At 39.5% G+C, this 24,780-nt stretch carries 19 protein-coding genes; 2 read left to right on the forward strand and 17 right to left on the reverse strand.

The window, feature by feature from the left end; genetic code table 11:
• Nucleotides 1–29: 29 nt before the first annotated feature.
• The 6 genes from IGI64_RS11770 to IGI64_RS11795 all read right to left on the reverse strand — a co-directional run bounded on the left by IGI64_RS11770 (nt 30) and on the right by IGI64_RS11795 (nt 2,761).
• Nucleotides 30–497, reverse strand: coding sequence for a DUF2798 domain-containing protein (locus tag IGI64_RS11770; protein ID WP_034862232.1), 468 nt, complete (start codon nt 495–497; stop codon nt 30–32).
• A 145-nt stretch (nt 498–642) separates the two neighbouring features.
• Entirely contained in the window at nt 643–930 is a 288-nt protein-coding gene (locus tag IGI64_RS11775) for a putative quinol monooxygenase (RefSeq protein WP_016624360.1), read from the reverse strand.
• Nucleotides 931–938: 8 nt separating this feature from the next.
• Nucleotides 939–1,568, reverse strand: coding sequence for a nitroreductase family protein (locus IGI64_RS11780; RefSeq protein WP_016624361.1), 630 nt, complete (start codon nt 1,566–1,568; stop codon nt 939–941).
• 21 nt (nt 1,569–1,589) lie between these two features.
• Entirely contained in the window at nt 1,590–2,015 is a 426-nt protein-coding gene (locus tag IGI64_RS11785; protein ID WP_429940647.1) for a MarR family winged helix-turn-helix transcriptional regulator, read from the reverse strand.
• Between the two features lie 93 nt (nt 2,016–2,108).
• Nucleotides 2,109–2,426, reverse strand: a complete 318-nt coding sequence (locus IGI64_RS11790) for a DMT family transporter (RefSeq protein ID WP_429940648.1) — start codon at nt 2,424–2,426, stop codon at nt 2,109–2,111.
• On the reverse strand, nt 2,423–2,761 hold the full coding sequence (locus IGI64_RS11795) for a DMT family transporter (RefSeq protein ID WP_429940649.1): 339 nt from the start codon (nt 2,759–2,761) through the stop codon (nt 2,423–2,425). The genes IGI64_RS11790 and IGI64_RS11795 overlap by 4 nt, the downstream gene beginning before the upstream one ends.
• A gap of 266 nt (nt 2,762–3,027) precedes the next feature.
• Between IGI64_RS11795 and IGI64_RS11800 the strand changes: the two genes are divergently transcribed.
• Entirely contained in the window at nt 3,028–6,117 is a 3,090-nt protein-coding gene (locus IGI64_RS11800) for a glucosaminidase domain-containing protein (protein WP_429940650.1), read from the forward strand.
• Nucleotides 6,118–6,214: 97 nt separating this feature from the next.
• On the opposite strand, the gene IGI64_RS11805 is transcribed toward IGI64_RS11800, so the two are convergent.
• From IGI64_RS11805 to IGI64_RS11820, 4 genes are all read right to left on the reverse strand, one after another.
• The gene (locus IGI64_RS11805; protein WP_429940651.1) at nt 6,215–6,607 is read right to left on the reverse strand and encodes a DUF4430 domain-containing protein; all 393 of its coding nucleotides are present in this window, start codon (nt 6,605–6,607) and stop codon (nt 6,215–6,217) included.
• Nucleotides 6,608–6,624: 17 nt separating this feature from the next.
• Nucleotides 6,625–9,117 carry a vitamin B12-dependent ribonucleotide reductase gene (locus IGI64_RS11810; protein WP_429940652.1) on the reverse strand — a complete coding sequence of 831 codons (2,493 nt, stop codon included), beginning with the start codon at nt 9,115–9,117 and terminating at the stop codon, nt 6,625–6,627.
• Nucleotides 9,118–9,479: 362 nt separating this feature from the next.
• Nucleotides 9,480–9,779, reverse strand: a complete 300-nt coding sequence (locus IGI64_RS11815) for a hypothetical protein (RefSeq protein ID WP_016624368.1) — start codon at nt 9,777–9,779, stop codon at nt 9,480–9,482.
• A 32-nt stretch (nt 9,780–9,811) separates the two neighbouring features.
• Nucleotides 9,812–10,786 carry a VOC family protein gene (locus IGI64_RS11820; RefSeq protein ID WP_429940653.1) on the reverse strand — a complete coding sequence of 325 codons (975 nt, stop codon included), beginning with the start codon at nt 10,784–10,786 and terminating at the stop codon, nt 9,812–9,814.
• A 48-nt stretch (nt 10,787–10,834) separates the two neighbouring features.
• Between IGI64_RS11820 and IGI64_RS11825 the strand changes: the two genes are divergently transcribed.
• A complete protein-coding gene (locus IGI64_RS11825) occupies nt 10,835–11,416 on the forward strand; it encodes an alpha/beta hydrolase (RefSeq protein WP_016624370.1) in 582 nt (193 codons plus the stop codon).
• 587 nt (nt 11,417–12,003) lie between these two features.
• Here IGI64_RS11825 and IGI64_RS11830 read toward each other — a convergent pair.
• From IGI64_RS11830 to IGI64_RS11860, 7 genes are all read right to left on the reverse strand, one after another.
• Nucleotides 12,004–12,201, reverse strand: coding sequence for a heavy-metal-associated domain-containing protein (locus tag IGI64_RS11830; RefSeq protein WP_429940654.1), 198 nt, complete (start codon nt 12,199–12,201; stop codon nt 12,004–12,006).
• Nucleotides 12,202–12,298: 97 nt separating this feature from the next.
• Nucleotides 12,299–14,764 (reverse strand): heavy metal translocating P-type ATPase, encoded by a 2,466-nt coding sequence (locus IGI64_RS11835; protein WP_429940782.1) that lies wholly within the window; start codon nt 14,762–14,764, stop codon nt 12,299–12,301.
• A gap of 250 nt (nt 14,765–15,014) precedes the next feature.
• Nucleotides 15,015–17,144 carry a heavy metal translocating P-type ATPase gene (locus IGI64_RS11840; RefSeq protein ID WP_429940783.1) on the reverse strand — a complete coding sequence of 710 codons (2,130 nt, stop codon included), beginning with the start codon at nt 17,142–17,144 and terminating at the stop codon, nt 15,015–15,017.
• A gap of 240 nt (nt 17,145–17,384) precedes the next feature.
• Complete coding sequence (locus tag IGI64_RS11845) at nt 17,385–18,581, reverse strand: class C sortase (RefSeq protein WP_429940656.1); 1,197 nt, start codon at nt 18,579–18,581, stop codon at nt 17,385–17,387.
• 98 nt (nt 18,582–18,679) lie between these two features.
• Nucleotides 18,680–20,146 carry a SpaH/EbpB family LPXTG-anchored major pilin gene (locus IGI64_RS11850; RefSeq protein ID WP_429940657.1) on the reverse strand — a complete coding sequence of 489 codons (1,467 nt, stop codon included), beginning with the start codon at nt 20,144–20,146 and terminating at the stop codon, nt 18,680–18,682.
• Between the two features lie 72 nt (nt 20,147–20,218).
• Nucleotides 20,219–21,511, reverse strand: coding sequence for a pilin N-terminal domain-containing protein (locus IGI64_RS11855; RefSeq protein ID WP_429940658.1), 1,293 nt, complete (start codon nt 21,509–21,511; stop codon nt 20,219–20,221).
• The gene (locus tag IGI64_RS11860) at nt 21,512–24,685 is read right to left on the reverse strand and encodes a SpaA isopeptide-forming pilin-related protein (RefSeq protein ID WP_429940659.1); all 3,174 of its coding nucleotides are present in this window, start codon (nt 24,683–24,685) and stop codon (nt 21,512–21,514) included.
• Nucleotides 24,686–24,780: the final 95 nt, after the last annotated feature.

The following is a 24,780-nucleotide window of genomic DNA, read 5'->3' on the forward strand; positions in this document are numbered from 1 at the left end:
GCTGATTTTTCAGCCATTCCTGTCTTTTATTATTCGCTTTCGCCTGCTGTTTGCGCTGGCTGCGCTTGAATCATCTGTAAAATTTTACGTGAGATTGGTCCTACGATCAACAATTGCAAAGGTAATGCTGCAATCAAGTTCATACGCCATGTTGTTGGATAATGTGCAAGAATATCACTTGTTCCCTGCTCGATAATGATGCCGAATAAAGACATGAATGTCACCATACCCAGAACCATCAAGCAAGAAATCGTCAAAATCATTTGCCATTTCTTTTCTTTATTCACTGGCAATTTGAACGCGATTTTTTTTGCGACCACTCCTACAACGAAAACATCTAAAATAAATGCAACGATAAATCCTGGGATCAGCCCAGTAAATAAAGCAGTTAGTTGTAATGAATCATGCAGCCACAAGTTGTAGACACTCATTCCTAAGACCATCAAGAAACACATCAGCGTTGTAAAAATAATTCCTTCTTTTTTGTTTGTTGGCAAAAAAATCACTCCTTCAATTTTGTCACGAAGATTATCCTAGCACATAAAAAATTTTCTCGTAAGCAAAACTTTTCATTTTCTGAAAATATTTTAGAAAGAAACAAAAAGCGGCTGGGACTTTCGCCTCCAGCCGCTTTGATCTTTTTTATTCCTTTGTTTGTGCAATCGTCAATTGGGGTGCTTTAGTGCTGTACATGCCAATTTCCTGTGCAAATTTTTTCAATAAAGGATTTTCATTGTGTTTTGCGATTGCTTCTTGATCTGCCCATTTTTCTACCATCAAGTAAGTATTTTTTTCTTCTGTTCCTTGATAAAGACCATAAGAGATATTGCCTTCTTCTTGTTTAGAAGAAGCAATCAATGGTGCGATATCTTCTAAGAATTGGGCTTCTTTTTCAGGATTGATATAAAATAATGCGTTTATGATTATCATCGTTTCTCCTATTTGAATGTTGTGATTTTTTCTGGTGCTAGACGGACAGATTCATACCCTGTTTCTACGGCTTTCCCAATTGATAGGATCATCACTGGCACGTATCTTTCTTTATCCATACCAAATGCTTCAGCTAATTGATCTGCTTCAAAACCGCCGATTGGGTTTGTTTCGTAGCCATGCGCACGGGCAACAAGCATGAATTGCATAGCGGCTAAACTTGAATCGATTTTTACAACATCATTCATTTGTTCTTTTGAAAGAGCTTTGTAATGAGGAATGATTGCTGCTAATTGCTGATCGCGAACTTCTTGCGGCATTTTTCCTTCTGCTACAGCTTGGTCATAGATTTCTTCGCCGTATTCATAGTTAAGCATATCGCCGAAAATCATGACCATTGCAGATGAAGTATCATTTTGTCTTGTATTAAAACGGATCAACGGACGTAAGATTTCTTTTGCTTCATCGCTTTCTGCGACAACAAAACGCCATGGCTGCATGTTTACAGAAGATGGAGCTGTTGTTGCTTCTTGGATCATTTCCAGCATTTCTTCGTGAGAGATTTTGTAGTTTTCATCGTATAAACGGACGGATTTTCTGCCAAAGACGATTTCTTCAAATTTTGTTTCTTTTGTCATAATAAAAACTTCTTTCTTTATTTATTCTATTGCTGCTAATTGTGCGTTTAATTTATCTAGAAGAACGAGCAGCTGCGCTAATTCTTCTCGGTTGAATGCTGGAGACAAAATAGTTTCGATGTCGCCATGTTCTCTTTCACAGACATTGATCTCTTGCTGTGCTTTCGGTGTCAATTCAACAAAGACTTCCCGATTGTTTGCAGGATTCCGCTCTCTTTTTACATAGCCTTTTGTTTCCAGCAATTTCAGGTGTCTGGTGATTGCCCCTTGGTCGATCTGCATTTTAGATAACAAAATATTTTGCAAACAAGGACTTTGTTCTTTCAAGATCATCAATATCTCGTATCTTGTCAAACTGAAACCAATCTTTTCTTCAAACAACTGAGCGATTCTTTGATCTGCCAGTTTGATTTGATAAAGAATATGACTTACTTCTTGCAAAGACATTTTTTCGCCTCCTTCAACAATTGACTCGTCAACGATTGACTTGTCAATAATAAACCCGCCATGCCAAAAAAGCAAGTATAAAATGCTATTTTTTTATCCGCCATAAACTTTAAGCCCAACCACGCCTAAGACAATCAAACAAATGAATAGTAAACGAAGCGGATTTTTCGATTCTCCCAAAAAGAAAATGCCGTAGCCAACACTCAATAATGCTCCAAGCCCGGTCCAAACGGCATAAGCTACGCCAAGCGGGATCACTAATGCAGCTTTCCCTAAAATAAAAATCGAGACCATGATGGCCGCTACAGAAAAAAACAGCCATCTTTTCTTTTTGGTCTGCTGGGCTTTTTCTAAAAACAAGACAAAAACCAATTCCATCACACCTGCTATTCCTAAAAAGAACCAAATCATTTTGTTTCCTCCTCTTTTACCGGCGTACTTAACTTCAACCCGACGATTCCTGTCAGCAAAATAACCAAACTAAGCAATTTCATCAAATTGTGGGTCTCATGAAAGACAAAAATCCCCAAAAGACACGTTCCGGCTGTTCCTATCCCCGTAAAAACAGCATAGGTCATCCCTACGCCAAAGTTATCAATGACCGTCTCTAAAAGATACAAACTGAGCAGCAAAAGCCCCACCGTTGCTCCTGTCCAAAAAATATTTGTAAATCCTTCACTTTTTTCTAAAGTAAAGGCCCAGCAGACTTCCAAAAGTCCCGCGATGATCAAACGTAAAAAAGTCATCTTTTTCCCTCCTAAATAAAAAAACGCGAAGAAATAACTTATCAGTGGCCTAAAGTTATTTTTTCGCGTTTTGCCCGGCGGCAATTCTATATTTTTCTTTAGTATAGCACATTCACAAAAAAACGTCCTAGTTTAATATCAAAAGTTATATAACTCAAATAATGAATAAGAATAGAAAACACGGAATTTTTCATTAAAAAACAAAAAATATTTTTTAATTTAAGGTATTATATATATAGGAAGAAAAAATTTGAGAGGATGAGGAGATGAAAAAATTTACATTTGCCACTGTCGTTTTGCTACTAGCTTCCGCTACGTTTCCAAGCACTGCTGCTCTAGCTGAAACAATTTCACAGGCTGAGATTGCTGAAGAAACCAAAGAAACAGACACTTTGGCTCCAATTGAAGATCCCCTGGCAGAAACCGTTCCTTCTGCAACATCAGAAATAACAGATACAGAAGAAACTGTCACAGATGAATCTGCGACCAAGGAATATAAGATTCCTTCAATCACTGGGGAACCCGAAATGAGCTATATCCCTTATAGAAACGGCTTTTCAGCCCCAGAGAAAATCATTGTTTCTTTGACAGATAAATCGCAAGAAGAAGCGCTGCAAGGAGAAGTTTCTTTCCATTCCTACATAGACGCTTCTGGTATCACAGAGCGTTATTCTGCAAATTTTCCAGTACCGTCTGCAGATGATCAAGCGATCCATTTAGCTGTTTATCAAGGAGATACTGAAGAAGAAAAACAGCAGATCCAAACAAATCTTGCCTATTATGCAGCGAAACAAATCAAAACGTACCAGTCAGGTCTTGAGCATCTGGATACTATACTTTCAGTTGACGATTCGTTTTTCCAAACAGGATCATCCAAAGAGGCATTTAGTGAACTAGCAACTTATTTTTACCCTGAGATTACACCAGATATCACTATTACTTCTGTTGAAGAAATCGAATCGTTTATTCAAACCGAGAACGAAATCGGACGTTTGGATTCTCCTTTGTCTCCTGAAAGCAATGCACTGTTTTCGGGAAATGGCGTAGTGACTAAAAAGGCTGAGACCTCAGCAGGCGAAACGTTCTTTTTTATTGAAACGTCAGATCAAACCGGCTGGATAAGCGCAATAGAAACCATTGAACCAGTAATCACAGAGATCGATCCAATACAAGGAAAAGCTCTTTCTGACGATATAAAAGTTTATGAACAGTTGACAGACTTTTGGAAAGGCCAATCTTCAGGACGCATGTTGTCACCAGACAGTGTGCTGCAAGCAGAGAAACAAATCGATTTTCCAAATGAAACACTTTATTTTGTCACGCTAGATGGTCAATCTTTAGGATATATTTCTAAAACAGAATTGCAGTTCGAAAATCAGCCAGTTGATGAAGAAGAAACAACCGAATCGGTACCAGAAACTTCAGAGTCACCTGCCGAAAAAACAGAAGAAACGCAGCCAGAAGCAGAAATCACTGCCAGAAGTGCGCAGACACCAGCTATTTCTTATTCTACACATGTGAAAAACCGCGGCTGGCTGCCATTTGTCTCAAACGGACTTTCTGGAACGACTGGGCAAAATCTGCAAGTAGAAGGATTCAGAATCAATTTACAACTTCCCTCTAATTTAACTGGTTCGATCCAATATACTTCTTTTGTTCAAGGAACTGGTTGGCAAAACTGGACTTCAAATGGCCAAATTTCAGGAACAACTGGGCAGAATCGCCGCATCGAAGGAATCAATTTGCGGCTGACAGGAGCGATTTCAAATCGGTATTCTATTTCTTATCGTGTCCATGTCCAAAACCTTGGCTGGCTTCCTTGGACAAGTAATGGGAATCAAGCAGGCAGCTTAGGGTTTGGTTACCAAATCGAAGCCATTGAAGTCCGTCTGTCTGACCGTAACAAAGAATCTCCTCCTTTTGGCAATGCCTATGTTGAAAAGGAGCCCTCTGTTTTAGCTACGCCCCACGTGACAAATCGCGGCTGGCTTAGTGAAACAGACGGCGTGAGACAAGTTGGAACAGTTGGACAGCGTTTAAGCTTGCAAGCTTTACGTTTAAGACTTACCGAAAATACCATCGGCGGTAATATCAGCTATCAATCACATCTATCAGGTACTGGCTGGGAATCACGCTGGGCAAATGAAGGTGAACAAACGGGTACGACTGGACAAAACCGACCAATCGAAGCAATCCGGATTCGTTTGACTGGCACTATCAGTACACGTTACGATGTTTATTACCGTGCGCATTCTCAAGAATTTGGCTGGCTAGGCTGGGCAAGAAATGGGCAAGAAGCAGGTACACAAGGATATGCGTATCGCATTGAAGCAATTCAAGTCGTTTTAGTTCCCCGAGGCGGTGCTGCACCTGGGTCTACGGCGAATGCATTCCGATTAGCACCACCAGCATTGACATTGGCAGGACATGTTTCCAATGTAGGATGGACTAGCAGACGCGGGATTGCACCAGTTATCAATTTTGCAAATCAAAATCGACAGTTTGAAGCGATCCAAGCACGTTTTGAAAACAATCGTCATGGTGGTTCCATTGTTTATGATTCGCATGTGACAAATACAGGTTGGACGAATGCTGTACGTGACGGGGCAACCTCTGGAACAACTGGGCAAAACCGTTCACTCCAAGCTTTTTCTTTCCAATTAACAGGTGGTATAGCAAACGATTATACGATTTATTATCGTGCATTCGTTCGTTCACGCGGCTGGTTAGGATGGGCTGAAAACGGGCAGCGTGCAGGCTCTGTCCAATTGAATTTGCCTGTGGAAGCAATCCAAGTTTCTATTTTGCCAAAAGATAGACGGCCTAGCGGATTCCAAGCCAACCAGTTGCCATTGATCGGTCAAGTGAATACCAGCACACCAGAAGGCCGTTTCGTCAACTCGATTGCGCCAGCTGCTCGTCGTGTTTCTTCTGCTCATGGTTTGTTTGCTTCTGTGATGATGGCTCAAGCAATCCTTGAAAGCGGCTATGGAACAAGCGTCTTAGCTAGCAGAGCCAATAATTTCTTTGGTGTCAAATTTACTCCAGGTGCAGATGATGGTCGTTTCGAGTATATCTGGCATGTCTCAAATGAAGTCATCAACGGCATCACTGTACCAGTCAATTCGCGGTTCCGCGTTTATCGAACCTTTGATGAGTCGATGCTGGATAATGCAGTCAAATTACGTTATGGTCCGAATTGGGATCCATTATTTTACTCGGGTGCTTGGCGTGTCAATGCGCGAACATTCCGAGATGCAACAAGAGCGTTGACAGGCAGATATGCCACTGATCCGCTTTATGATGTTAAATTAAATAATATCATCGAACGTTGGGCACTGTATCAATTCGATTGATACCAGCACGAAGCCCCCGCAGTTTAAAACTGCGGGGGCTTTTTTGATGTTAGAGAAGAGTCTTAACGCTCAAGTCATATCGCTTTGCTCACAACCTCTACTTCATTTCTGCCAATTCAAAGACCACTTTATCGCCATTTTTCAAAACAATATCTTTGGCTCCTTTTGTCGCCATTTCTCCATTGATCGTAAAGGTCCAATATTTACTTGCTTGCTGATCTTGCTTTTGACCGTCGATTTCAGTAATAAAACCATCGTCTGCTTTGATTGCAAAGTTTTGTTCCATGACTTCATATAGCGAGTCGCCATCTTTGAATTTGACTGTTTGATTTGCTGTTTCTTTGCCATCTGCTTTGATTATGACTTGAGCAGAATGCTGAACGATTTGCTCGCTGGATGTTTGCTCAGTGTTCTTATTTGTTTCACTTTGACAGCCTGCAAAAACAGATAAACTCATCAATGCCGCTGCTACTAATAGTGCTTTTTTCATTTTTTCTTTCCCCTTTTTTATAATCCGCATTTCAATTGGACTTTGCAATTTGTACATGTGCTGCAGCCGCCGATTTCTTCAATTGTTCCTTCATGGCAAATCGGGCAAAGTTCAACTTCGGAAACTTCATTTTCTTGACTTGCTTTTTCGATTAGCTCTGTTTCAACTACTTGTGACATCGTGTTTTCTTCTGCTTCAAGTGTCAATACTTGCGAGTCGCGGCTGCCATCGACATAAACAGTGCCGCCTTTTGCTCCCCCACGATAAAGTGATTCATAAATTGCTGCGACTTGTTTCACTTGGTACCCTTTTGGCGCATTGACCGTTTTTGAAATCGAGCTGTCGATCCAACGTTGAATCGTACATTGAACATCCACATGTGCTTCAGGTGCTAGATCCATTGCTGAAACAAAAAATTCTGGCAGCTGTTGTTTATTTGCTTGAGGATTTTCAGCCAAATATTCTTCCACGATCTCAGCATTGACTTCAATAAATTTACCCAGACGTCCGCTGCGGAAATAAGAAAAGGAAAAATAAGGTTCTAAACCTGTCGCAACTCCTGCCATTGTCCCAGTTGATCCAGTTGGTGCGACTGTCAGCAAATGAGAATTTCGGATGCCGTATTTTAATATATCTTGACGAATTTTTTCAGGCATTTTTTGCATATAGCCTGAATGGATAAAGGCTTCACGCAGTTTTTGAGTCTCCGCTTCTGTTTCTCCTGTCAAGAATGGGAAACTGCCTTTTTCTTTCGCTAATTCAATAGATGTTTGATACGCAGTAACTGCGATTGTCTCAAAAATCTGATCAATCAGCTGATTGCCTTCTTCTGATCCATAAGTTTTTTCGCAATAAATCAACAAATCAGCCAGTCCCATAACACCTAACCCGATGCGTCGTTCTCCTTTTGCTTGTTTTTCATTTTTATCAAAGAAGTAAGGTGTCGCATCAATAACATTGTCTTGGAAACGTACGCTTGCTTGTACTGTTTCAGCGAGTTTTTCAAAATCAACACACTTGTTCTTTTTATCTGCCATATTTGCTAAATTGATTGCAGCTAAATTACATACTGCATAAGGTGTCAAAGGCTGTTCGCCGCAAGGATTTGTCGCTACGACTTTTTGTCCGTAGGCTGCCGCATTTGTCATCTCATTTGCATTATCGATAAAGAAGATTCCTGGTTCTGCAGAATAGGTTGCGCAAAAAGTAATCAGTTCCCAAAGATCTCGTGCTTTGATTGTTTGGTATACTTTGACTTTTCGACCAGTTCTTTCCCATTCTCGAACGTCACCGATTTCTGCCCAGTTTTTATCATAATCAGCCATTTCCTCTTCAGAATACTCTTCAATTGCTGGGAAACGCAAGCTGTACTCTTGGTCTTTTTCGACAGCTTCCATGAATTCTTTGGTCAAACATACTGAAATATTGGCACCTGTTAAAAATTCGCTGTTGTTTACTTCATAGTGGCCGCCAAGTGCTGTTTTTTGGGCCAGTTCTTTTAAATAGCTGTTTTCTTTAAGTGCAAGCGTATCTTTTTCATCAAGGATTTTTTCGTATAATTCTTTTTCTGCAGGTGCGAGTGGGACAAAATTCAATTTTTCTTGCGCAAATCGTTGGATTGTTGAATTTGGATTTGTTTTTATCAAATGTTGGAGAACAGCAGGGTTTTGGATTTTTGAAATAATAAATTCAAAAATATCTGGATGCCAGTCTGCCATCATGATCATTTGCGCCCCGCGCCGACTACCGCCTTGTTCAACTAAGTTCGTCAGATTCGCTAAGTCATTCAACCATGAAACAGCACCAGAAGATTTGCCGTTCACGCCATGGACAATGGCTGAACGAGGGCGCAAAGTCGATCCGTTTGTTCCTACACCGCCGCCGCGGCTCATGATTTCCATCACTTCTTGACGATGTTGTGCCAAACCGCCTCTTGAATCATGGATAAAAGGCATCACAAAACAATTGAAGTATGTGACTTCGGAAGCTGTTCCTGCGCCATACAGAACTCTGCCGGCAGGAATCAGATTTTGTTCTGCTAAATGTTGATAAAATGTTTGGAAAAGTTCTTCTTGATTGCCTGTTTGGTCATTTTTTGCAATCCCGTTTGCTACACGTTTGGCAATTTGTTCGAAGTATAGTTCCATTGGTTTTTCAACTTCGATCCGCTCTCTTTTTACACGTCCAGATTCGGCTTCTTTTGGATCAGTTAATGCGCTTCTGAACTCTTCTTCTACTTCGATTTCTAGCTGACTGCCTTCTATTTTTCGGACGATTCCGATACCTCTTGCAGGATATTTAGGATCAGCTTGCGTGGTTAAAACAACAAGGTCTCCTGTTGAAATCGTCTCGCCTTTCGGATCTTTGAATGCGTAACGATCCAACATGATAAGACGAGAAATGCCCTCAAATGTTTGAGTCATTTCTTCTGTGATTGGATAAACGCCTGGGAAAAGAAGGATCTCCTTATTTAATTTGTCTATTGTTTCTGCAGGTAAACTGGTTACCATTTCCTCACTCCTCGCAAAAGATAAAACACCATATATTGTATTCGCAATTAATTATCACACTATATATAGTTCATTTCAACGTTGAAATAATTTATTTTTGTGGTAAAATGAGAATGTTTCTCAATTAAACAAAACAAAAAAGCCGGCTGTTGGGCCGGTTTTTTTATCGTTTAAAAATTTGTTATTGCTTGGAGCTGATCGGTTCATTCACAGCCTCTACTTAAACGGTGTTCGCAGCATTGCTTCTACGGAATTAGGCCTAACAAATCAAAAATATGAGAAGCTATTTCTAATTTGTCATTCTTAATTCTTGAAGCAGACCATGCTGCTTACAACCTCTACCTAAACGGTGTTCACAACCTCTACATTTGCTCTTTACTTTTCAATGGTTCTTCGTAGGTCGTTCCATCATAGCAAAATCTTGTTTCAATGGTTGGCTCTTGGTCTTCCGCATACAGATATTGACTAAATGGAAAGTCGATACTTTCCCCTGATTTTGTTTCGTCACCTGAAATCTCATAGCTCATTTTTTCATTTACGTCTTGCTGGCGTAATGAATCCAATACTGCATCTACGATTTCTTGATCACTTTTTGGGTCTTTTACTAGTTTTTTATAATCTCTTAGAAATTTTTCTTGTCCTTCAAATAATTCCATTAACATATTTCTTCACCTCATCATAATTGATTTATTTTTTATTCATGCTGCTGTTTTTCCAAAATACTTTCCACTGTTTCTCGAATATCTTTCAGATAATTTGGCAAATAGAGCGGAATCTCTTCAAACACATTGCTTTGGTTCGCATAAGCTTTCGGATCTAAAAATCCTATTTCTTCTGTGGCGACTTCAAACAATAATTGATTTGGTTCTCTAAAGTAAAGAGATTCAAAAAATTCTCTATTTTTAATACCAGAATTATTGAAATTTTTCAGATTGAGTCTCTTGTCTACTGCTTCCAACTCTTCCATGCCTTTTACCCCAAAAGCGACATGATGGACGCCGCCAATCCCTTGTTCCGCAATTGGATTTTCCACGTCTTGGATGATGTGGACTTCTTGATAAAATTTTTCGTCTTGGTTCTCGAGAATCGTCACTTCATTTTTTGTTTCAAAAAACGGGGTCACTGATTTTCTTTGCCAGCCAAAATTCAATAGTTCTCTTTCTGTTGCTTCCGCAAATTGCACGCGTAGTTGGATCGCATCGATTCCGATAATGGCATGTTCTGTTGGTATCCCTTCACTTGTATAAGGGAAATAATCATTCGGGTCCTCAAAATCTCTAAGTGGTGTCAATGCCATTTGTGTGTTATCTGGCGCTTCAAAACGCAACATTGGACGCCCTTCAAAAGTTTCGATCCCATAGTGGCAAATATCGTGTTTTTCCAATTGTTCCGCCCAGAAGCCTAATGATTCAACAGTTGGTACTTTCATCACTGTACGTTCGATTGCATTTGTACCAAATTTGTTATCTTCACCGTCTCTTAGTTCAAAAAACGTTATTTCAGTGCCGACTCTCTGCGCAGCATCAGAAAAGAAAAGATGATACATCGAATGATCGTCTTGATTGATTGTTTTCATTAGTAATTTTAGCCCTAATACATTATGATAAAAGTCAAATGTAGGTTTAATATAGCGATTTAAAATGGAGATATGATGGATACGTCCAGTCATAGTACATCTATCCTTTCTACATAAAATCAAATTTTTTGGAGGTTGCTTATGGAATCATTTTTTCAAAAAGGGAAAGATCCAGATACACTTGTCGTTGCTTTTCACGGTACTGGAGGAAACGAATATCAATTATTGACAACGATTGCCAAGTTATTCCCTAATGCAAGTATACTAAGTTTTCTCGGAGATGTTGGCGTAGGCGCTCAAAGAAGATTTTTCGCCCCTCTTGTCAATCAAAAAGCAGACCGTGAAGATTTCAATCAGCATGTCGAAAATTTCATTGAAAATGTTTGGCCATCTGTTGAGAAAAGCAGTAAAAAAATCGTCTTTATCGGCTATTCAAATGGCGCGAACTTCTTGTTAGGACTATTAGAAAAAGCACCAAATATCGCAGATGACTTTATTCTCCTTCATCCAATCGATCTAGGGTACCAATTCGATGCTGCTTCAGATGCCAATGTTATCTTAACAACAGGTTCTCAAGACACTATCAGTCTCCCTGGCGATGTTTTGAAGCTGACAAAACAGTTGGAAGCTGTCTTTCCTTCTGTAGAATTGCTGATTGCAGACGGCAGCCACCAAGTAACATCAGAAGAAATCAACGAAATCCATCAATTTCTTCAACAATAAGAAAAATGACGCCAAGAGAGCACGCGAGCAAGTCGCTCAGCTCCTTGGCGTTTTTTCAGATCTTGCATAAAAGTTTTTTGATCATAAAATCTATGTTTATTGTCAAAAAACAAAATTTTTATTTCAAATAATGACAGCCTTTACTTCCTTGTGTGCCAAGGCTAGAGTGAGTATAACAAAGGGAAAAAATAACGTCAAATATAAGAGGTTGTGAGCAAAGCGTTTTGATCCGAGCACCAAGTAGGTACTGTTCGACATCGAATCACTTCGTTCTTCGTGTTTCACAGCATTAAGACTCTTTTCAACTCAACGGAGAAACAGCTTCTCATTTTTTTTCGTTGAAAAGCTTAACGCCGAGGAACAACTGAGAAAATACCGTTTAGAGAGAGGTCGTGAACAAGCTGGTCAGCTCCAAGTGCCAAGCAGGTACTGTTCCACATCGCATCACTTCATTCTTCGTGTTTCACAGCAATTAAAAAAATCCCAGAAAACAGATTAGGGGGGAAACCTGTTTTCTGGGTTTTTTTGACGATAGTTATTGTTTTCTAAAATCGGGGAAGAATCATTCACACTTTTCAATCAGCGGATTAGTCAATGATTGTGTATTTTGTATCTGCTAAAGCGTCTTTTAATTCGCTGACAGAAGCATCTCCCACGACTTTTGCTGTTTTGCTTTCCAAATCTACCATTGCTTCGGTCACATTTGTTAGACCTTCAAATTTTTCTTTGACTGCTACAGCACAGCCATCACATTTCATGTTTTCGATTTTCACTGTTTGTTCCATTCTACTCTCTCCAATTCTTTCGATATTTTTATAATGATTGTTTAAAAATATGCTTTGTTTTTTTGTTCATGCAGCTGGTCACAAGAAACAGTTTGCTTTATTTACTGTCTAGTTTCAACCCTTTCAAACGCAAGGCATTCAGTAAAACAGAAACAGAACTAAAGCTCATTGCTGCGCCAGCTAACATCGGATTCAATAATGGGCCGCCGAACAAATATAAGATTCCCATTGCAACAGGGATACCTAATGTATTGTATGCAAATGCCCAGAATAGATTTTGTTTGATGTTTCTGATGGTCAAACGGCTCAATTGGATTGCTTTTGGCACGTCCATCAAATCACTTCTCATCAATACGATGTCTGCGGATTCCATAGCGATGTCTGTTCCTGAACCAATAGCGATACCAATATCTGCTTGTGCTAAAGCTGGTGCGTCGTTGATTCCATCACCGACCATTGCTACTTTTTTTCCTTCATTTTGAAGTTTAGACACTTCACTTGCTTTATCTTCTGGCAGAACTTCACTTAACACGCGGTCGATTCCGACTTGTTTAGCAATTGCTTCTGCTGTTCGCTTGTTATCTCCAGTAATCATCGCTACTTCGATGCCCATTTCATGAAGACGTTCGATTGCTTTTTTACTTGTTTCTTTAATCGTATCTGCTACTGCAATGATCCCGACAAGCGTATTGTTTCGAGAAACATACATTGGTGTCTTTCCTTCTTCAGCTAAACGATCAGAGACTTGTTCAAAAGTTGTAAAAGCAACGAACTGGCTTTCCATCAATTTTTTGTTTCCAAGATGGAATCGGTCACCATCGATTTCAACGCTGATCCCATGACCTGGAATTGCTTGGAAGTTATTTATAGGAAGAGATTTCAGACCTCTTTCTCCCCCTTCACGAACGATTGCTTCGCCTAGTGGATGTTCTGAATCTTCTTCTGCAGATTTTGCAATTTGTAAAAGCAGTTCTTCTTCTATACCATTTGTAACGATATCTGTCACTTTTGGTTTGCCTTCTGTGATTGTTCCTGTTTTGTCAAAGACGATTGTTTGGATTTTATGTGTAATTTCTAAGGCATCACCGCTTTTGATCAAAATACCATTTTCTGCGCCTTTTCCTGTTCCCACCATGATGGCTGTTGGTGTAGCTAACCCTAACGCACAGGGACAAGCAATGACTAAAACAGAAATTGTGATCGTTAAAGCGAATACCCAAGATTCTTGACCTAAAAAGAACCAAACTAAACCAGAAAGAATAGCCAAAACAATCACGATCGGCACAAATATCCCAGAGACCATATCTGCCATTTTAGCGATTGGTGCTTTTGAACCTTGCGCATCTTCTACGAGTTTGATGATTTGTGATAAAGCAGTATCTTTACCGATTTTTGTTGCTTTGAAACGGATAGAACCATTTTTATTTACACTAGCACCAATAACATTGTCGCCGACTTTTTTCTCTACAGGCATGCTTTCACCTGTCAGCATCGATTCATCGATTGAGGTACTTCCTTCAATCACCACACCGTCAACAGGGATTTTTTCGCCAGGACGAACAACGATCACATCATCGACTTGGACAGATTCGATAGGAATATCAATGATTTCTGTACCGCGAACGACTTTTGCTGTTTTTGGCGCTAAGCCCATCAATTTTTTGATAGCTTCAGATGTTTTCCCTTTTGACACGACTTCAAAGTATTTACCCAATGTGATCAATGTTAGGATCGTTGCTGCTGATTCATAATAAAGATTCATTGCAAATTCGGCATCGCCCATGTAAATCAAAACCGTCCCATAAAGACTGTATAGAAACGCTGCGCTGGTTCCTAAAGCAACTAAAGAGTCCATGTTTGGATGACCTTTAAATAATGTACGAAAGCCAACCGTGAAGAAAGGTGTACCTAAATACAAGACTGGCAGCAATAAAATAAGCTGAGTCGTTGAAAATGCAACTGGACTGCTCATTGGATCAAGAAATCCTGGCAGAGGCAAACCAATCATATGGCCCATTGCTATATATAAAAGCGGAACAGTGAAAACCGCTGAGATCCAAAATCTTTGCCACATGTTTTTGATTTGTTTTTCTTTTGCTTTTTGTTTGTCTTCTGCTGCGGATGTACTTTCTTCAGGAAGAAGTGCTGCATAGCCAGCATCAGAAACAGCTGTCATTATATCTGAAACAGAAACACTTGCACCTGCTAGATTGACATTCATTTTTTCTGTCGCTAGGTTGACATTGACATTGCCCGCACCTACTAGTTTGCTGACTGTTTTTTCAATCGTCTGCGCACAAGATGCACAGGTCATTCCTTCGATCAAGAATGTTTCTGAATCAGCTGGTTTTTCAGTGTCTATTGCTTTATATCCAGAATTTTCGACTGCATTTTCAATGTCTTCGGCAGTCACTTGCGATGGATCATATTCGATATTCAATTTTTCTGTTGCCAGATTTACTGCGGCATTGCCGACACCTGTTAATTTTTTTGCTGCTTTTTCAACAGTCATCGCACAGGATGCACAGGTCATACCTTCTATATCAAAAGTTTTCTTTTCCACGTTTCCCCCTGCTTTCTTATTTAAGCTTTCAATCGTCCCTGTTTCGTTTACACTTGAAAACGAACGCAGGATCATCTTACACCCACCGTTTACATTTGTCAACACAAAAACCTAAAAAACATTTCTTTGCGTAAAAAATAGCATAATCCTGCAATTTGCTCAAAAGAAAAAACCAAGCTGCTTGTTATTCTAGACAGCTTGGTTTTTTCATACATTAATTTAATTGTGTTTGATCTCGTTTTTTTCTTGGTTATTCTTTGATTTTTAATGTCATCGCATTAAGTGCAACAACGATTGTACTCAAGGACATCAAGATTGCGCCCACTGCTGGGTTCAGTACAAAGCCGATTGGTGCTAGCAAACCTGCTGCTAAAGGAATAGCAACGATATTGTAGCCAGCTCCCCACCATAGATTTTGGACCATTTTTCTGCGTGTTTGTTTTGCAAGATCCAAGAAATGCAAAATGTCTTCTGGATTGCTGTTTGTTAGGACCACGTCTGCTGAATCAATAGCCACATCTGTCCCGGCACCGATTGCCATACCGATTGTTGCTCGAGCCAAACTTGGCGCATCATTGATCCCGTCGCCGACCATCATGACTTTTTTCCCTTTGTTTAAATATTCTTGAACGATTTCTTCTTTATTTTCAGGTAAAAGTCCGCCGTAATATTCATCTAATCCAAGATATTTAGCCACTGATTCTGCTGCTTTTGGATTATCACCAGTTAACATAACTGGTGTGATTCCACGTTCTTTCAACGCGGCAATAAAACTTTTTGCTTCTGGTTTGATTTCGTCACCTAACGCTAACATAGCTGCCAAACCATTATCAATGATCAAAAAGCTGATTGTGTTTCCTTGGTTTTGGTAGTTTGTCAAAATCGATGAATCAAAAGACAAACCTAAACGTTGTACTTCTTTTTCGTTGACGATCTTGACGTCTTTTCCTTCTACTTGTGCTTCTAGACCAACCCCAGAAAGGCTCTTCATGTCATGAGCTTCGTAATAGTCGATATTTTTTTCTTTTAAATAATCCATGATCCCGATAGCTAACGGGTGGTTCGCATTTGCTTCTAATGCGCCGATATATTTCAATGCCTCTTCTTGTGACAAGTTATCTGTTAAAACTTCTACGCCAGTAACAGTGAATTTTCCTTCTGTTAATGTACCAGTTTTATCAAGCATCACATAATCCATTTCATGAGCACTTTCTAAAGCTGTTCGGTTTTTCAATAACAAACCATTTTTGGCAGCGATCGAAGTCGAACGAGCAACAACTAACGGAATAGCTAAACCTAGCGCATGTGGACAAGCAATAACGAAAACTGTCACCATTCGATCAAGTGCGGTTGTCAAATCGGCTGCGATCCACCAAATAACAAAGGCTAGAATCCCGATAGTTAATGCAATATAGAATAACCATTTTGCTACTGTATCAGAGAGACTTTCAAGTTTTGATTTTTCACTTTGTGCTTTGCGCACCATTTCCATCACTTTAGCGAGGTAGCTGCTTTCGCCAGTTCCTGTAACGGTAATCTCAATTGTTCCTTGCCCATTCACAGAGCCGCCGATAACTTTATCATCTACGTCTTTCATAACGCCTTTTGATTCTCCGGTAACCGCCGATTCATCAACTGTTGTACTTCCTTTTACGATCGTTCCGTCTGTAGGCATTTTATCCCCAGAACGAACAACTAAACGGTCGCCTTCTCTAACATCTTGTAAAGAAATCGTTTCTTCCGTACCATCACTATTCAGCCTTTTCACTGTATCAGGAAGCAATTCTGCTAGTTTTTGCAGCGCATTGCCAGCATTTGAAACAGCGTCCATCTCAATCCAATGACCTAACAGCATGATAACGATCAATGTGGCTAGTTCCCAGAAGAAGTCCATCACATGTTCATGCGGGTGCAGCAAATTCATAACAAAAGCATAAACACTATAGATATATGCGACAGAGATTCCCATCGCAATCAATGTCATCATGGCTGGGCTTTTTTGTTGAAGTTCCATTTTCGCACCACTTAAGAATGGTTGACCGCCATAAAAGAATAAGAATGTACCAATTGCTAAAATCACCCATTCAGAACCTGGGAATGTAAATTGAAATGGAAGCTCGACGCCCATCATTGGAGACATCAAGATGATTGGAATAGATAAAATCAATGAGAGCCAGAATTTTTGCTTAAAGTTTCCCATGTGCATCGAATGATCCATGCCGCCGTGGTCGTGCCCGCCATGCCCCATATCATGTCCCATATGACTATGATCCATTTTGCTGTGATCCATATGTTCATGATCCATTTGACTGTGATCCATTCTGCTGTGATCCATCTCGTCGTGATCCATTTGACTGTGGTCCATTTTGCTGTGATCCATCTCGTCGTGATTCATTTGACTATGGTCCATATGTTCATGATCCATTTTTTTACTCATTTTTTTCCTCCCCTTCTAACTAAAATATACGCTTAAGTCTATTCTAGGTGGCTATTTTTCATTTGTACAACAGAGTGCACTAAAAGGAGCCAAATAAACTATTTTGCGTTATTTGTTATTTCAGGGTTAGTTTACAATTGTAAACGAAATAAGTCAAGCACGGCTGCTTATGCTTTTTATAATTTATTTTCTTTTTCTTATGAAATAGTTCTTTCCAATTTTAGACGTCCGCAGATACCGTCCTCTTGCGGCAATGCTGAATTGTGGATTTTTAGTGCGCCATATTTTGGCTTTGATATCGATTGGTTTTTCTCCATTTAAACGGATACGATAAATATTTCCTGGTAATTCTCCAAAGTCTACTTTTCCATCGGATTGACTAGTTGCTGCTATTGTTTTTTCTTTATTCAAAGGAGTTCCTTTTCGATTCAATAAAAGAAATGTCTGTCCTGCTCTTGGAGTCTGCCCATCCATCCAATAGAATTTCAGTCTGTATAAACGTTTTGTACTTCGATAGTACACGATTTTCCGCCATAACCAATAGAAGAACAAAATCAAAAAAACAGCTAGTAAAATCCCGAATATCAGCAATCGAATATTGTGGTGATTTTTGGTATTTTGAATCTTCTCTGTCATTTCTTCTACATATGGGACGCGGTAACCAGTTACCAATAAACGATGCGAATTTATCATATACGGTGTACAAGTCAAAAGTGTGACCAAATCTCTTCCTTCTTGGATAGCAAGACTCTCGACTTCCTCGGGTAATATCACTTGGATCTGATCCACTTTATACGCCAGTTTCTCTCCCATTACCTCAAGAAAAAATTGATCTCCTTTTTCTAATTTATCCAACTCTGTAAAAATCATTTTGTCTGGCAAGCCTGTATGTCCTGTGATTACAGAATGCGTACTTTCTCCGCCAACTGGATAAGAAGTTCCTTGCAGCAAAGTTGTTCCTTTTTCTAAAAGTACGTCATTGGTTTCATTGAAAATTGGTAAACTGACACGTATTTTTGGAATATATAACGCTCCTAGTAAACGCTCTTCAAAATATTCTGCGGGATAATCACCTCTGCCGGCTCTTTGATCAAAAAGATCTTCCATCAAACCAATCCCAACGATATTGTTTGCTTGTTTTCGTTTTTCATTTTCTGCTGCCATGTCTTCCAATGCTTGTTCTCTATTTATTTGGTTCTGTTCTGCTATCTCTCTTTGATGTCTTTCCATCATTTTTTGACTTAAATAATTATTTAAGGAGTCAACAAAAAAAGGATACGAAAAAACACCGACACCTGTTGCAAACAGCAAGACGATCAGTATATTGATGATAAGATTCGTTCGTTGTTTTTTTGATTCTTTTTGTTGTGATTTTACCATTTTGCTCACTTCCTCGTTTTTCTATGTAGAAAAATTTTTAAAAACAGGCTGAAACAGTTTTAAATAACTGATTCAGCCCATTTCGCACTATTTGTCGATTACGCTTCTACGCGATTTTTATAATTTTTGTACCAAACTAGGGCTCCCAGCATAAGTCCAATACCGATGGCTAAGAAAATCAAAATACCACTGCCCCCTGTCGCTGGCAAAAGTCCTCTTGGCGTATTAGCTACTGTTGTTCTTAAGCTCGTTTTACCATATTGGCCATGAGTGATGACAAATTCTATATCTCCAGATTTGACATATCCCAATGGTGCTTTCGTCTCCTCTAAAGTGTAGGTTCCATCTACAAAACCTTTGATGTTGAAGAATCCACCCGCACCAGAAACTATCGTAGTATTGTCAGTTTGAGTAGGTGACCAAGTACCAGTAAAGATGTAATCGTCTTCTTCTTTTGTAAAAGTAGCATATTTCCATTGTCCTTCTTCATTTCTATTTTTCACTACGAACTCAGCACCAGCCAACCCTGATTGCGTGTGTGCATCTGTTTTGATAAATTGATGTCCCCCAGTTACAACTCCTGGTCCTGGGATAAGTGTTGTGTTTTCCCCAAGTGTCAAGTTTGCTTTATTATCAAAGATAGCATCTGGATCAATGTTTCCTGTTAAAGTCATTGAGTAATTGATAGTGATAGGACTTCCGGCAAAATTCTGGATTCCTTGAGAAGTATCAAAGGTAATTTCAAATCCTGCTGTTGTTCCTTCAATTGTATAATCTTGACCTAAGTTCAGCCCTGCAGGTAGAGTAATCGAATTCGATACGAGTTCTAAGCCTGCACTTGGAATATCTTCTACGATGAAATCACTAAAATAAGCAATATCTTGGGGAACGTGAATCGTGATTGCGTAGTCGATCACATCGCCAATATTTACGTTATCGTATTCAACTCCACCAATGGTTATTTTTTCAAATGTAGAAGTAATCTCTTTTGTATCTACTTTTGTCACATTTTTAGGATATAGATGGATATCTGTGTTCAATGTTTCTCCTGAATAAATCGGCATCGCTAGAACGATCGGGACAGCTTTTTCACGAACTTCGATTGGTGTACCTGTTTCTAAAAATAGATAGACAGCGTCTTTACTTTCTGCTTTCAAAGGTAAGTTTTCAAATGTCAGCTCACCGTTTTCTCCCGTTGTACCTGAATCCAGTGAGGTTGCATAATTTGGCACGGCGTTCGTTGAATCAGCGACGATTGCATCTATTGCGTCCTGCTGTGTGCTGTTGTTTATCAGTCTGTGGTATTCTTCTGTAACATCATAGACTGTAAATTCGACACCAGAAAGTGGTTCTCCGCCAAAATCCGCCATGATATTCCCTGTATTTTTTGTCAATCCCGGCATTTCATCAAAAGCACGCTTATGTAGCGTAACATTCACGTTTCCTTCCGTTGGCGGCGAAATGTTTTGGGCCTCTACTTCATTTCCCGTACCCAATAATCCTAAGAGAAAGGGTAATACCATCAAACTAGCTGCTATAAAATTAAATATCCTTTTCGCTCTCATCTCTTTTCCTCCTGAATTTTTTAATTTGCGGCTAAAGAAATTTCTTTAGCCGCAACTATTTTCCGACACATTTTATTCTTTTTTTGACTGTGCTTTCAGCAACTCTTTGCGTCTGTACCATATAGCTGCGGCAATCAATACGAGCAGCGCGCCAAGTAGAGACATAAGTGTTTTTTCTGCTCCTGTTTTTGGCAGTAAAAGGCGTTTTGGCCACGAAGGTTCTGCTGGCGTTTGTGTGAAAGTTGGTCCTTCTGGCGTTGCTGCTGGTTTTTCTGATAGCCGGTAGTTATAAACACGCGGTTGAACTTTGGCATACGCAGAAGCAGGCACATCTCCGTTTTCTAGTTCTTCCATTTGCTGACCATTGACTGTTACGTACAACGGATTGCCATTTTCATCCTCCCAAGTATCGGGGATAATTACAGGAATACTTTCTTTTTCAATCTGATAGCCTTCAACTGTCTGGACTTCTTCAAAGAAATATTCTCCTGATGGCAGCAATCTTCCGCCAGTTGTCACAAGTCCATTTTTATCAGAAACAAATCTGCTGATTCTTGGGTCATTTAAAGGGTCCTCATTTTCTAAAGTGACCCAACTATTTTGCAAATCACTGGCTGGGTTTAGATCAAGATAATATTTTTGTCCATCAATGATTCGATACAGAACGAAAATCGCACCTTCTAGCGGAACACCGAGTTCAGTGGATTCTGGATTTTCTTTCCCATATTTAAAGAAGTAAGGATCACGAAGATAACCGATGTTTTTTGGATAAATATGGATTTCTTTCAGCTCTTCTGCATCATTTGTTGGATTCATGATCGGGAGCGTAACGATTATCGGCATAGCGACTTTTTCAAAATCGATATTGAATTCTATTGCATCATTCTCTACTCTGTTTTCAAATATCAGGTAGACTGCAAAATTGCCGTTTTTCATCCGAGGCACACGTATGCGCGCAATTCCCCGAGCGTCGCCTTCATTGCTTGTCATTACAGTATCTACTTCTTGGATTTTCCCACTCTGGATCAATCTTTGCGCATTGCTTCGTGTAGAATATTCTTTGATTACTTCTTCAGCAGATTGTTTCGTTACTTCTTCATAGAAAAAATCAGTCATATCGTAAACGCTGAATTCTGCGCCGTTCAGCGGAGTAGGACCGGTAACGATGTCAAAGTCTTCTTCTAGTTCTAATCCAGTATTGTGATAAATAACATCTTTTTCATTGATATCCCGAATGATCCGTTTATGGAGAAACAAATCGATCATTTCTGCTTGTGTATCTGCTTGGATCGTCAATCCAAATGCACTAACCATTGGCAGCAAAAGTAAAAGAGAGAGGACGAATCCTTTAATCTTCTTCATCATTTACTTCGCCCCCTTTCGATTACGGTAGACATAGTAAGCAGTCGTTATGATCGCAAATACGATAAAAGCTGCAGCTGTAAACATTGACGATTTTCGACCTGGACCACCAGTTGCCGGCAATTGACCTTTTGGTTTGTTGAGGATGTTTAATCCATAGGTGATTTTTGTTTCACCGACATTTTTTTTAGAAACAGATACGTAAGGAGATACAGGATCATCTAATAGTTCGATATCACCGTTGATATCTACAGTGAATTTTATTGAGTCTATCAACCCAATATAATTCGATGGAACAGCAGTTTCTCTTAATTCATAAGTTTTTCCTATTTGAAATTTTTCGGCCGTTGTAAAAATAAATTCTAACTCTCCGGCTTTATTCGTTGTTCCTGATGCGATTTTTGAACTTGAACTATCATAAGTCCAAATTTCAAAGCCAACATTTGGGACCGGCAGATTAGAATGCTCATCTAGTTTTAGAATTTCAAGTTCCAAAGCCTTGGTGTGGTTATTGATGGATACTTTAAAACCATTTTCAAGTACACCAACTTGATTCACACTTAAACCTGTGATTTCGATTAAGAATTTTGGTTCATTAGAATCTGGGTCTTGTTTAACAACGACTTCCCAAGATTCTGGCTGTATCACACCCCCATGATCAACAATTTCAGTCAAAGTGTAACTACCTACACCGAGTTCAGTGAAAATTTCAGAGCTGGTAGAAGAAACATGGATCTCCTCATCGTATTTTCCGATTTGCTCAGAAGAATCTAATTCTAATTGGAATTTAGCCGTAAATTCAGCTGGTAATGCTTCGCCGTTTAATTTTTTATCAATCATTAATTCTGTCGTTAAAACAATCACTTCATGGGTAGCCTCCCCAGATTGTTGATTGTGCCCGGGATAATTGTCTTCATCAGAATTAAATCTTTGTGTACCAAAATCTTCAATATACGTCACTGCATCAGGATTTTCTGTCGTAACCAATCCTGCTTGTGCGATTAAACCAGTTTTGTAATCTATACCGTCAATTCCTGGGTAATCAACATGCTCTGGCTCAAAATCTCCAAAATTTATTTCAGGTTCAATAATAAGCAACTGGTCCAAGTTTGTATCCCATTCAAAATTCCCTTCCCAACCTTTTTCGATTTCAGCCTGACTCATTGCTTTTCCATTCAGCAAAATCGTTTCCTCAGTGTCTGGTCCAGTAATAGGAATCAGTTTTACATCTACATAAGGAGTATCCAGCCTCTCATATTTAGTTCTTTCACCTGTATCTTCATCCTCTTTTCCAACTATAGTAAACGGTTGTGTCCCTTCGATACCTGGAATGATGATTCCAGAGATATCGCTGATATTCGTAGGCACAACATCCGCACCAACAAAATGATCCTTTGCTTTGACGAGGATAGTAGTACTCCATGTATAATGGACATCTGAACCTGAATCTGGATCATTACTCTCTAATTCAATATTTGTTACATTGAAAGTTTGTCCATCCTGAGAGAATATCGGACCAGCTTCAGCATTTTCAGGTATAGAAACTATTTCAAAATATTCACTCAAAGTATCTGTAAGCTGAATGTTTGCGATTTTCATCTTGCTGATTAAAGCTTTAATCATTTTCTGGAACATGAGTTTGATTTTTTCGTGGTCATCTTCGTATACTTCGTAAAAATAATTAAACTCGTCATTTATCACCGAACCCTTCCAGCCCATTAAATCTGATTTGCCTTGCTGTACAACAAAAGTATCATCCCTATTAAACCTATTCGTTTGACCAAAATAGTTACTAACCTCACCCGAATCATTAATTGTGGTACCTGTGGCAAATATTAGGAAACCCTGATTTGTACTCCCCATGGAAGTAAGTAGTTTATCAGCATATTCCATCCCAGGTCTCCCTGTTTTTGATCCGCCGGCTATTTTAGTAATATTTTCAACCTGAGTTTCAACTTGAGTTTTGTCGCTTTCCGTATCAACACTTAACCATTGATCTATTGATTTAAATGACACATTGATAGGTCTTCCTGGTCCATAGATTACTTCCTCCACTTTTCCAATCGAATCTCCCGATGGATAAGTAAAATTTCCAGTCATTGGTAGTATAGCGATTCTTATTCCTTCAGAGAGAGCACCAAACTCAGCTGCTAAAAGTTCCATCGCCTTGCTAATTCCTGCTGCTCTGGTTCCCCCATTACTAGAGCCGCTGCCGTCTACTAGGAAAACGATATCCGCCGCACCGTGAATCAACGGAGCATCTGCATCCAATTCAAACGTAATCTCATACAGGCGTTGATCCCAAGCTTCTTGCGGAGTTAGGGGTACACCATTCCCATCTTTTGTCGCTAGTTGCGCACGTTTAGCAGCATCGATTGGCGGCAGATCTGACGAACCAGTAGTTTTCCTCGTGATAGGATTTGGTAAACTCGCAGGTTCTATTGCAGTTTTTTCTGTTTCTTCCGTCGCTGTTTCTCCTTCAACGACTCCACCTTCTCTACCAATCTCTGTGTCTACTGCCTGCGATTCCTCCGCTACGTCTACTTCCTCGTCTGGTTGAATCTGTGCAGTCACTTGATGAGGTCCTTGTTGTTCTATTGTTAAAATATTTTCTGCCTGAACTTTTTCATAGACTTGTTGGTTCTCTGTAACGCTTTGAGATTCTGCTTCCTCTTCTACAGATAAATTCTCTACCTCAACAACGGTCTCAACTTCCCGTATCACCGTGCGCTGTTCATCCATTTGTACTTCTACCACTAATTCAGTTACTTCTTTTGGCATTTCGACTGTCAATGCGCCTGTTGATTCTGCTGAGAATTCTTTTTCTGCGTACCAGCCGTTCTCCTCCATTAATTCCGAGCCGTTCATATTTTTGACCGTACCAACACCGTTAGCTACTTGTTCTAGTCTTAGTTTTACTAAGCGTTGTACTTCATCATTTGTACTAGTATCTTGGTATTTTTGGTAATCGATTTTCCACTCGATTGCTGTTTCTTTTTCCACATAAGAAACTTCTACTTTTCCATAAGATGCATCTTCAAAAATAACTTGTTGTGTCTCTGTAACAGCTTCTACTTGGTTTGGAAAAATAGTTGCAAATACGTGGAAATAGGGAAAAACGATTGCTAAGATAGCCAAAAAAGGCCAGATTTTCTGTCTTTTTTTCATACTATCCATTGATGATCCACTTCCTTTCTTTTGGATTCTGCATGCTGTTTTGCACTTTGATTTTTGTTATTACGTGTGCTGTAAATAAAACGCTCTCATCTCAT

The organism is Enterococcus sp. DIV0210g, assembly GCF_050559705.1.
Lineage (GTDB): Bacteria > Bacillota > Bacilli > Lactobacillales > Enterococcaceae > Enterococcus_B > Enterococcus_B faecalis_A.

What these genes read in the sequence shown, in the direction of transcription:
- IGI64_RS11845 (WP_429940656.1), bottom strand. Translation starts at nt 18,581, where the DNA reads ATGGTAAAATCACAACAAAAAGAATCAAAAAAACAACGAACGAATCTT.
- IGI64_RS11800 (WP_429940650.1), top strand. Translation starts at nt 3,028, where the DNA reads ATGAAAAAATTTACATTTGCCACTGTCGTTTTGCTACTAGCTTCCGCT.
- IGI64_RS11830 (WP_429940654.1), bottom strand. Translation starts at nt 12,201, where the DNA reads ATGGAACAAACAGTGAAAATCGAAAACATGAAATGTGATGGCTGTGCT.
- IGI64_RS11860 (WP_429940659.1), bottom strand. Translation starts at nt 24,685, where the DNA reads ATGGATAGTATGAAAAAAAGACAGAAAATCTGGCCTTTTTTGGCTATC.
- IGI64_RS11775 (WP_016624360.1), bottom strand. Translation starts at nt 930, where the DNA reads ATGATAATCATAAACGCATTATTTTATATCAATCCTGAAAAAGAAGCC.
- IGI64_RS11855 (WP_429940658.1), bottom strand. Translation starts at nt 21,511, where the DNA reads ATGATGAAGAAGATTAAAGGATTCGTCCTCTCTCTTTTACTTTTGCTG.
- IGI64_RS11850 (WP_429940657.1), bottom strand. Translation starts at nt 20,146, where the DNA reads ATGAGAGCGAAAAGGATATTTAATTTTATAGCAGCTAGTTTGATGGTA.
- IGI64_RS11805 (WP_429940651.1), bottom strand. Translation starts at nt 6,607, where the DNA reads ATGAAAAAAGCACTATTAGTAGCAGCGGCATTGATGAGTTTATCTGTT.
- IGI64_RS11825 (WP_016624370.1), top strand. Translation starts at nt 10,835, where the DNA reads ATGGAATCATTTTTTCAAAAAGGGAAAGATCCAGATACACTTGTCGTT.
- IGI64_RS11820 (WP_429940653.1), bottom strand. Translation starts at nt 10,786, where the DNA reads ATGACTGGACGTATCCATCATATCTCCATTTTAAATCGCTATATTAAA.
- IGI64_RS11815 (WP_016624368.1), bottom strand. Translation starts at nt 9,779, where the DNA reads ATGTTAATGGAATTATTTGAAGGACAAGAAAAATTTCTAAGAGATTAT.
- IGI64_RS11790 (WP_429940648.1), bottom strand. Translation starts at nt 2,426, where the DNA reads ATGATTTGGTTCTTTTTAGGAATAGCAGGTGTGATGGAATTGGTTTTT.
- IGI64_RS11785 (WP_429940647.1), bottom strand. Translation starts at nt 2,015, where the DNA reads ATGTCTTTGCAAGAAGTAAGTCATATTCTTTATCAAATCAAACTGGCA.
- IGI64_RS11810 (WP_429940652.1), bottom strand. Translation starts at nt 9,117, where the DNA reads ATGGTAACCAGTTTACCTGCAGAAACAATAGACAAATTAAATAAGGAG.
- IGI64_RS11795 (WP_429940649.1), bottom strand. Translation starts at nt 2,761, where the DNA reads ATGACTTTTTTACGTTTGATCATCGCGGGACTTTTGGAAGTCTGCTGG.
- IGI64_RS11840 (WP_429940783.1), bottom strand. Translation starts at nt 17,144, where the DNA reads ATGGATCACAGCAAAATGGACCACAGTCAAATGGATCACGACGAGATG.
- IGI64_RS11780 (WP_016624361.1), bottom strand. Translation starts at nt 1,568, where the DNA reads ATGACAAAAGAAACAAAATTTGAAGAAATCGTCTTTGGCAGAAAATCC.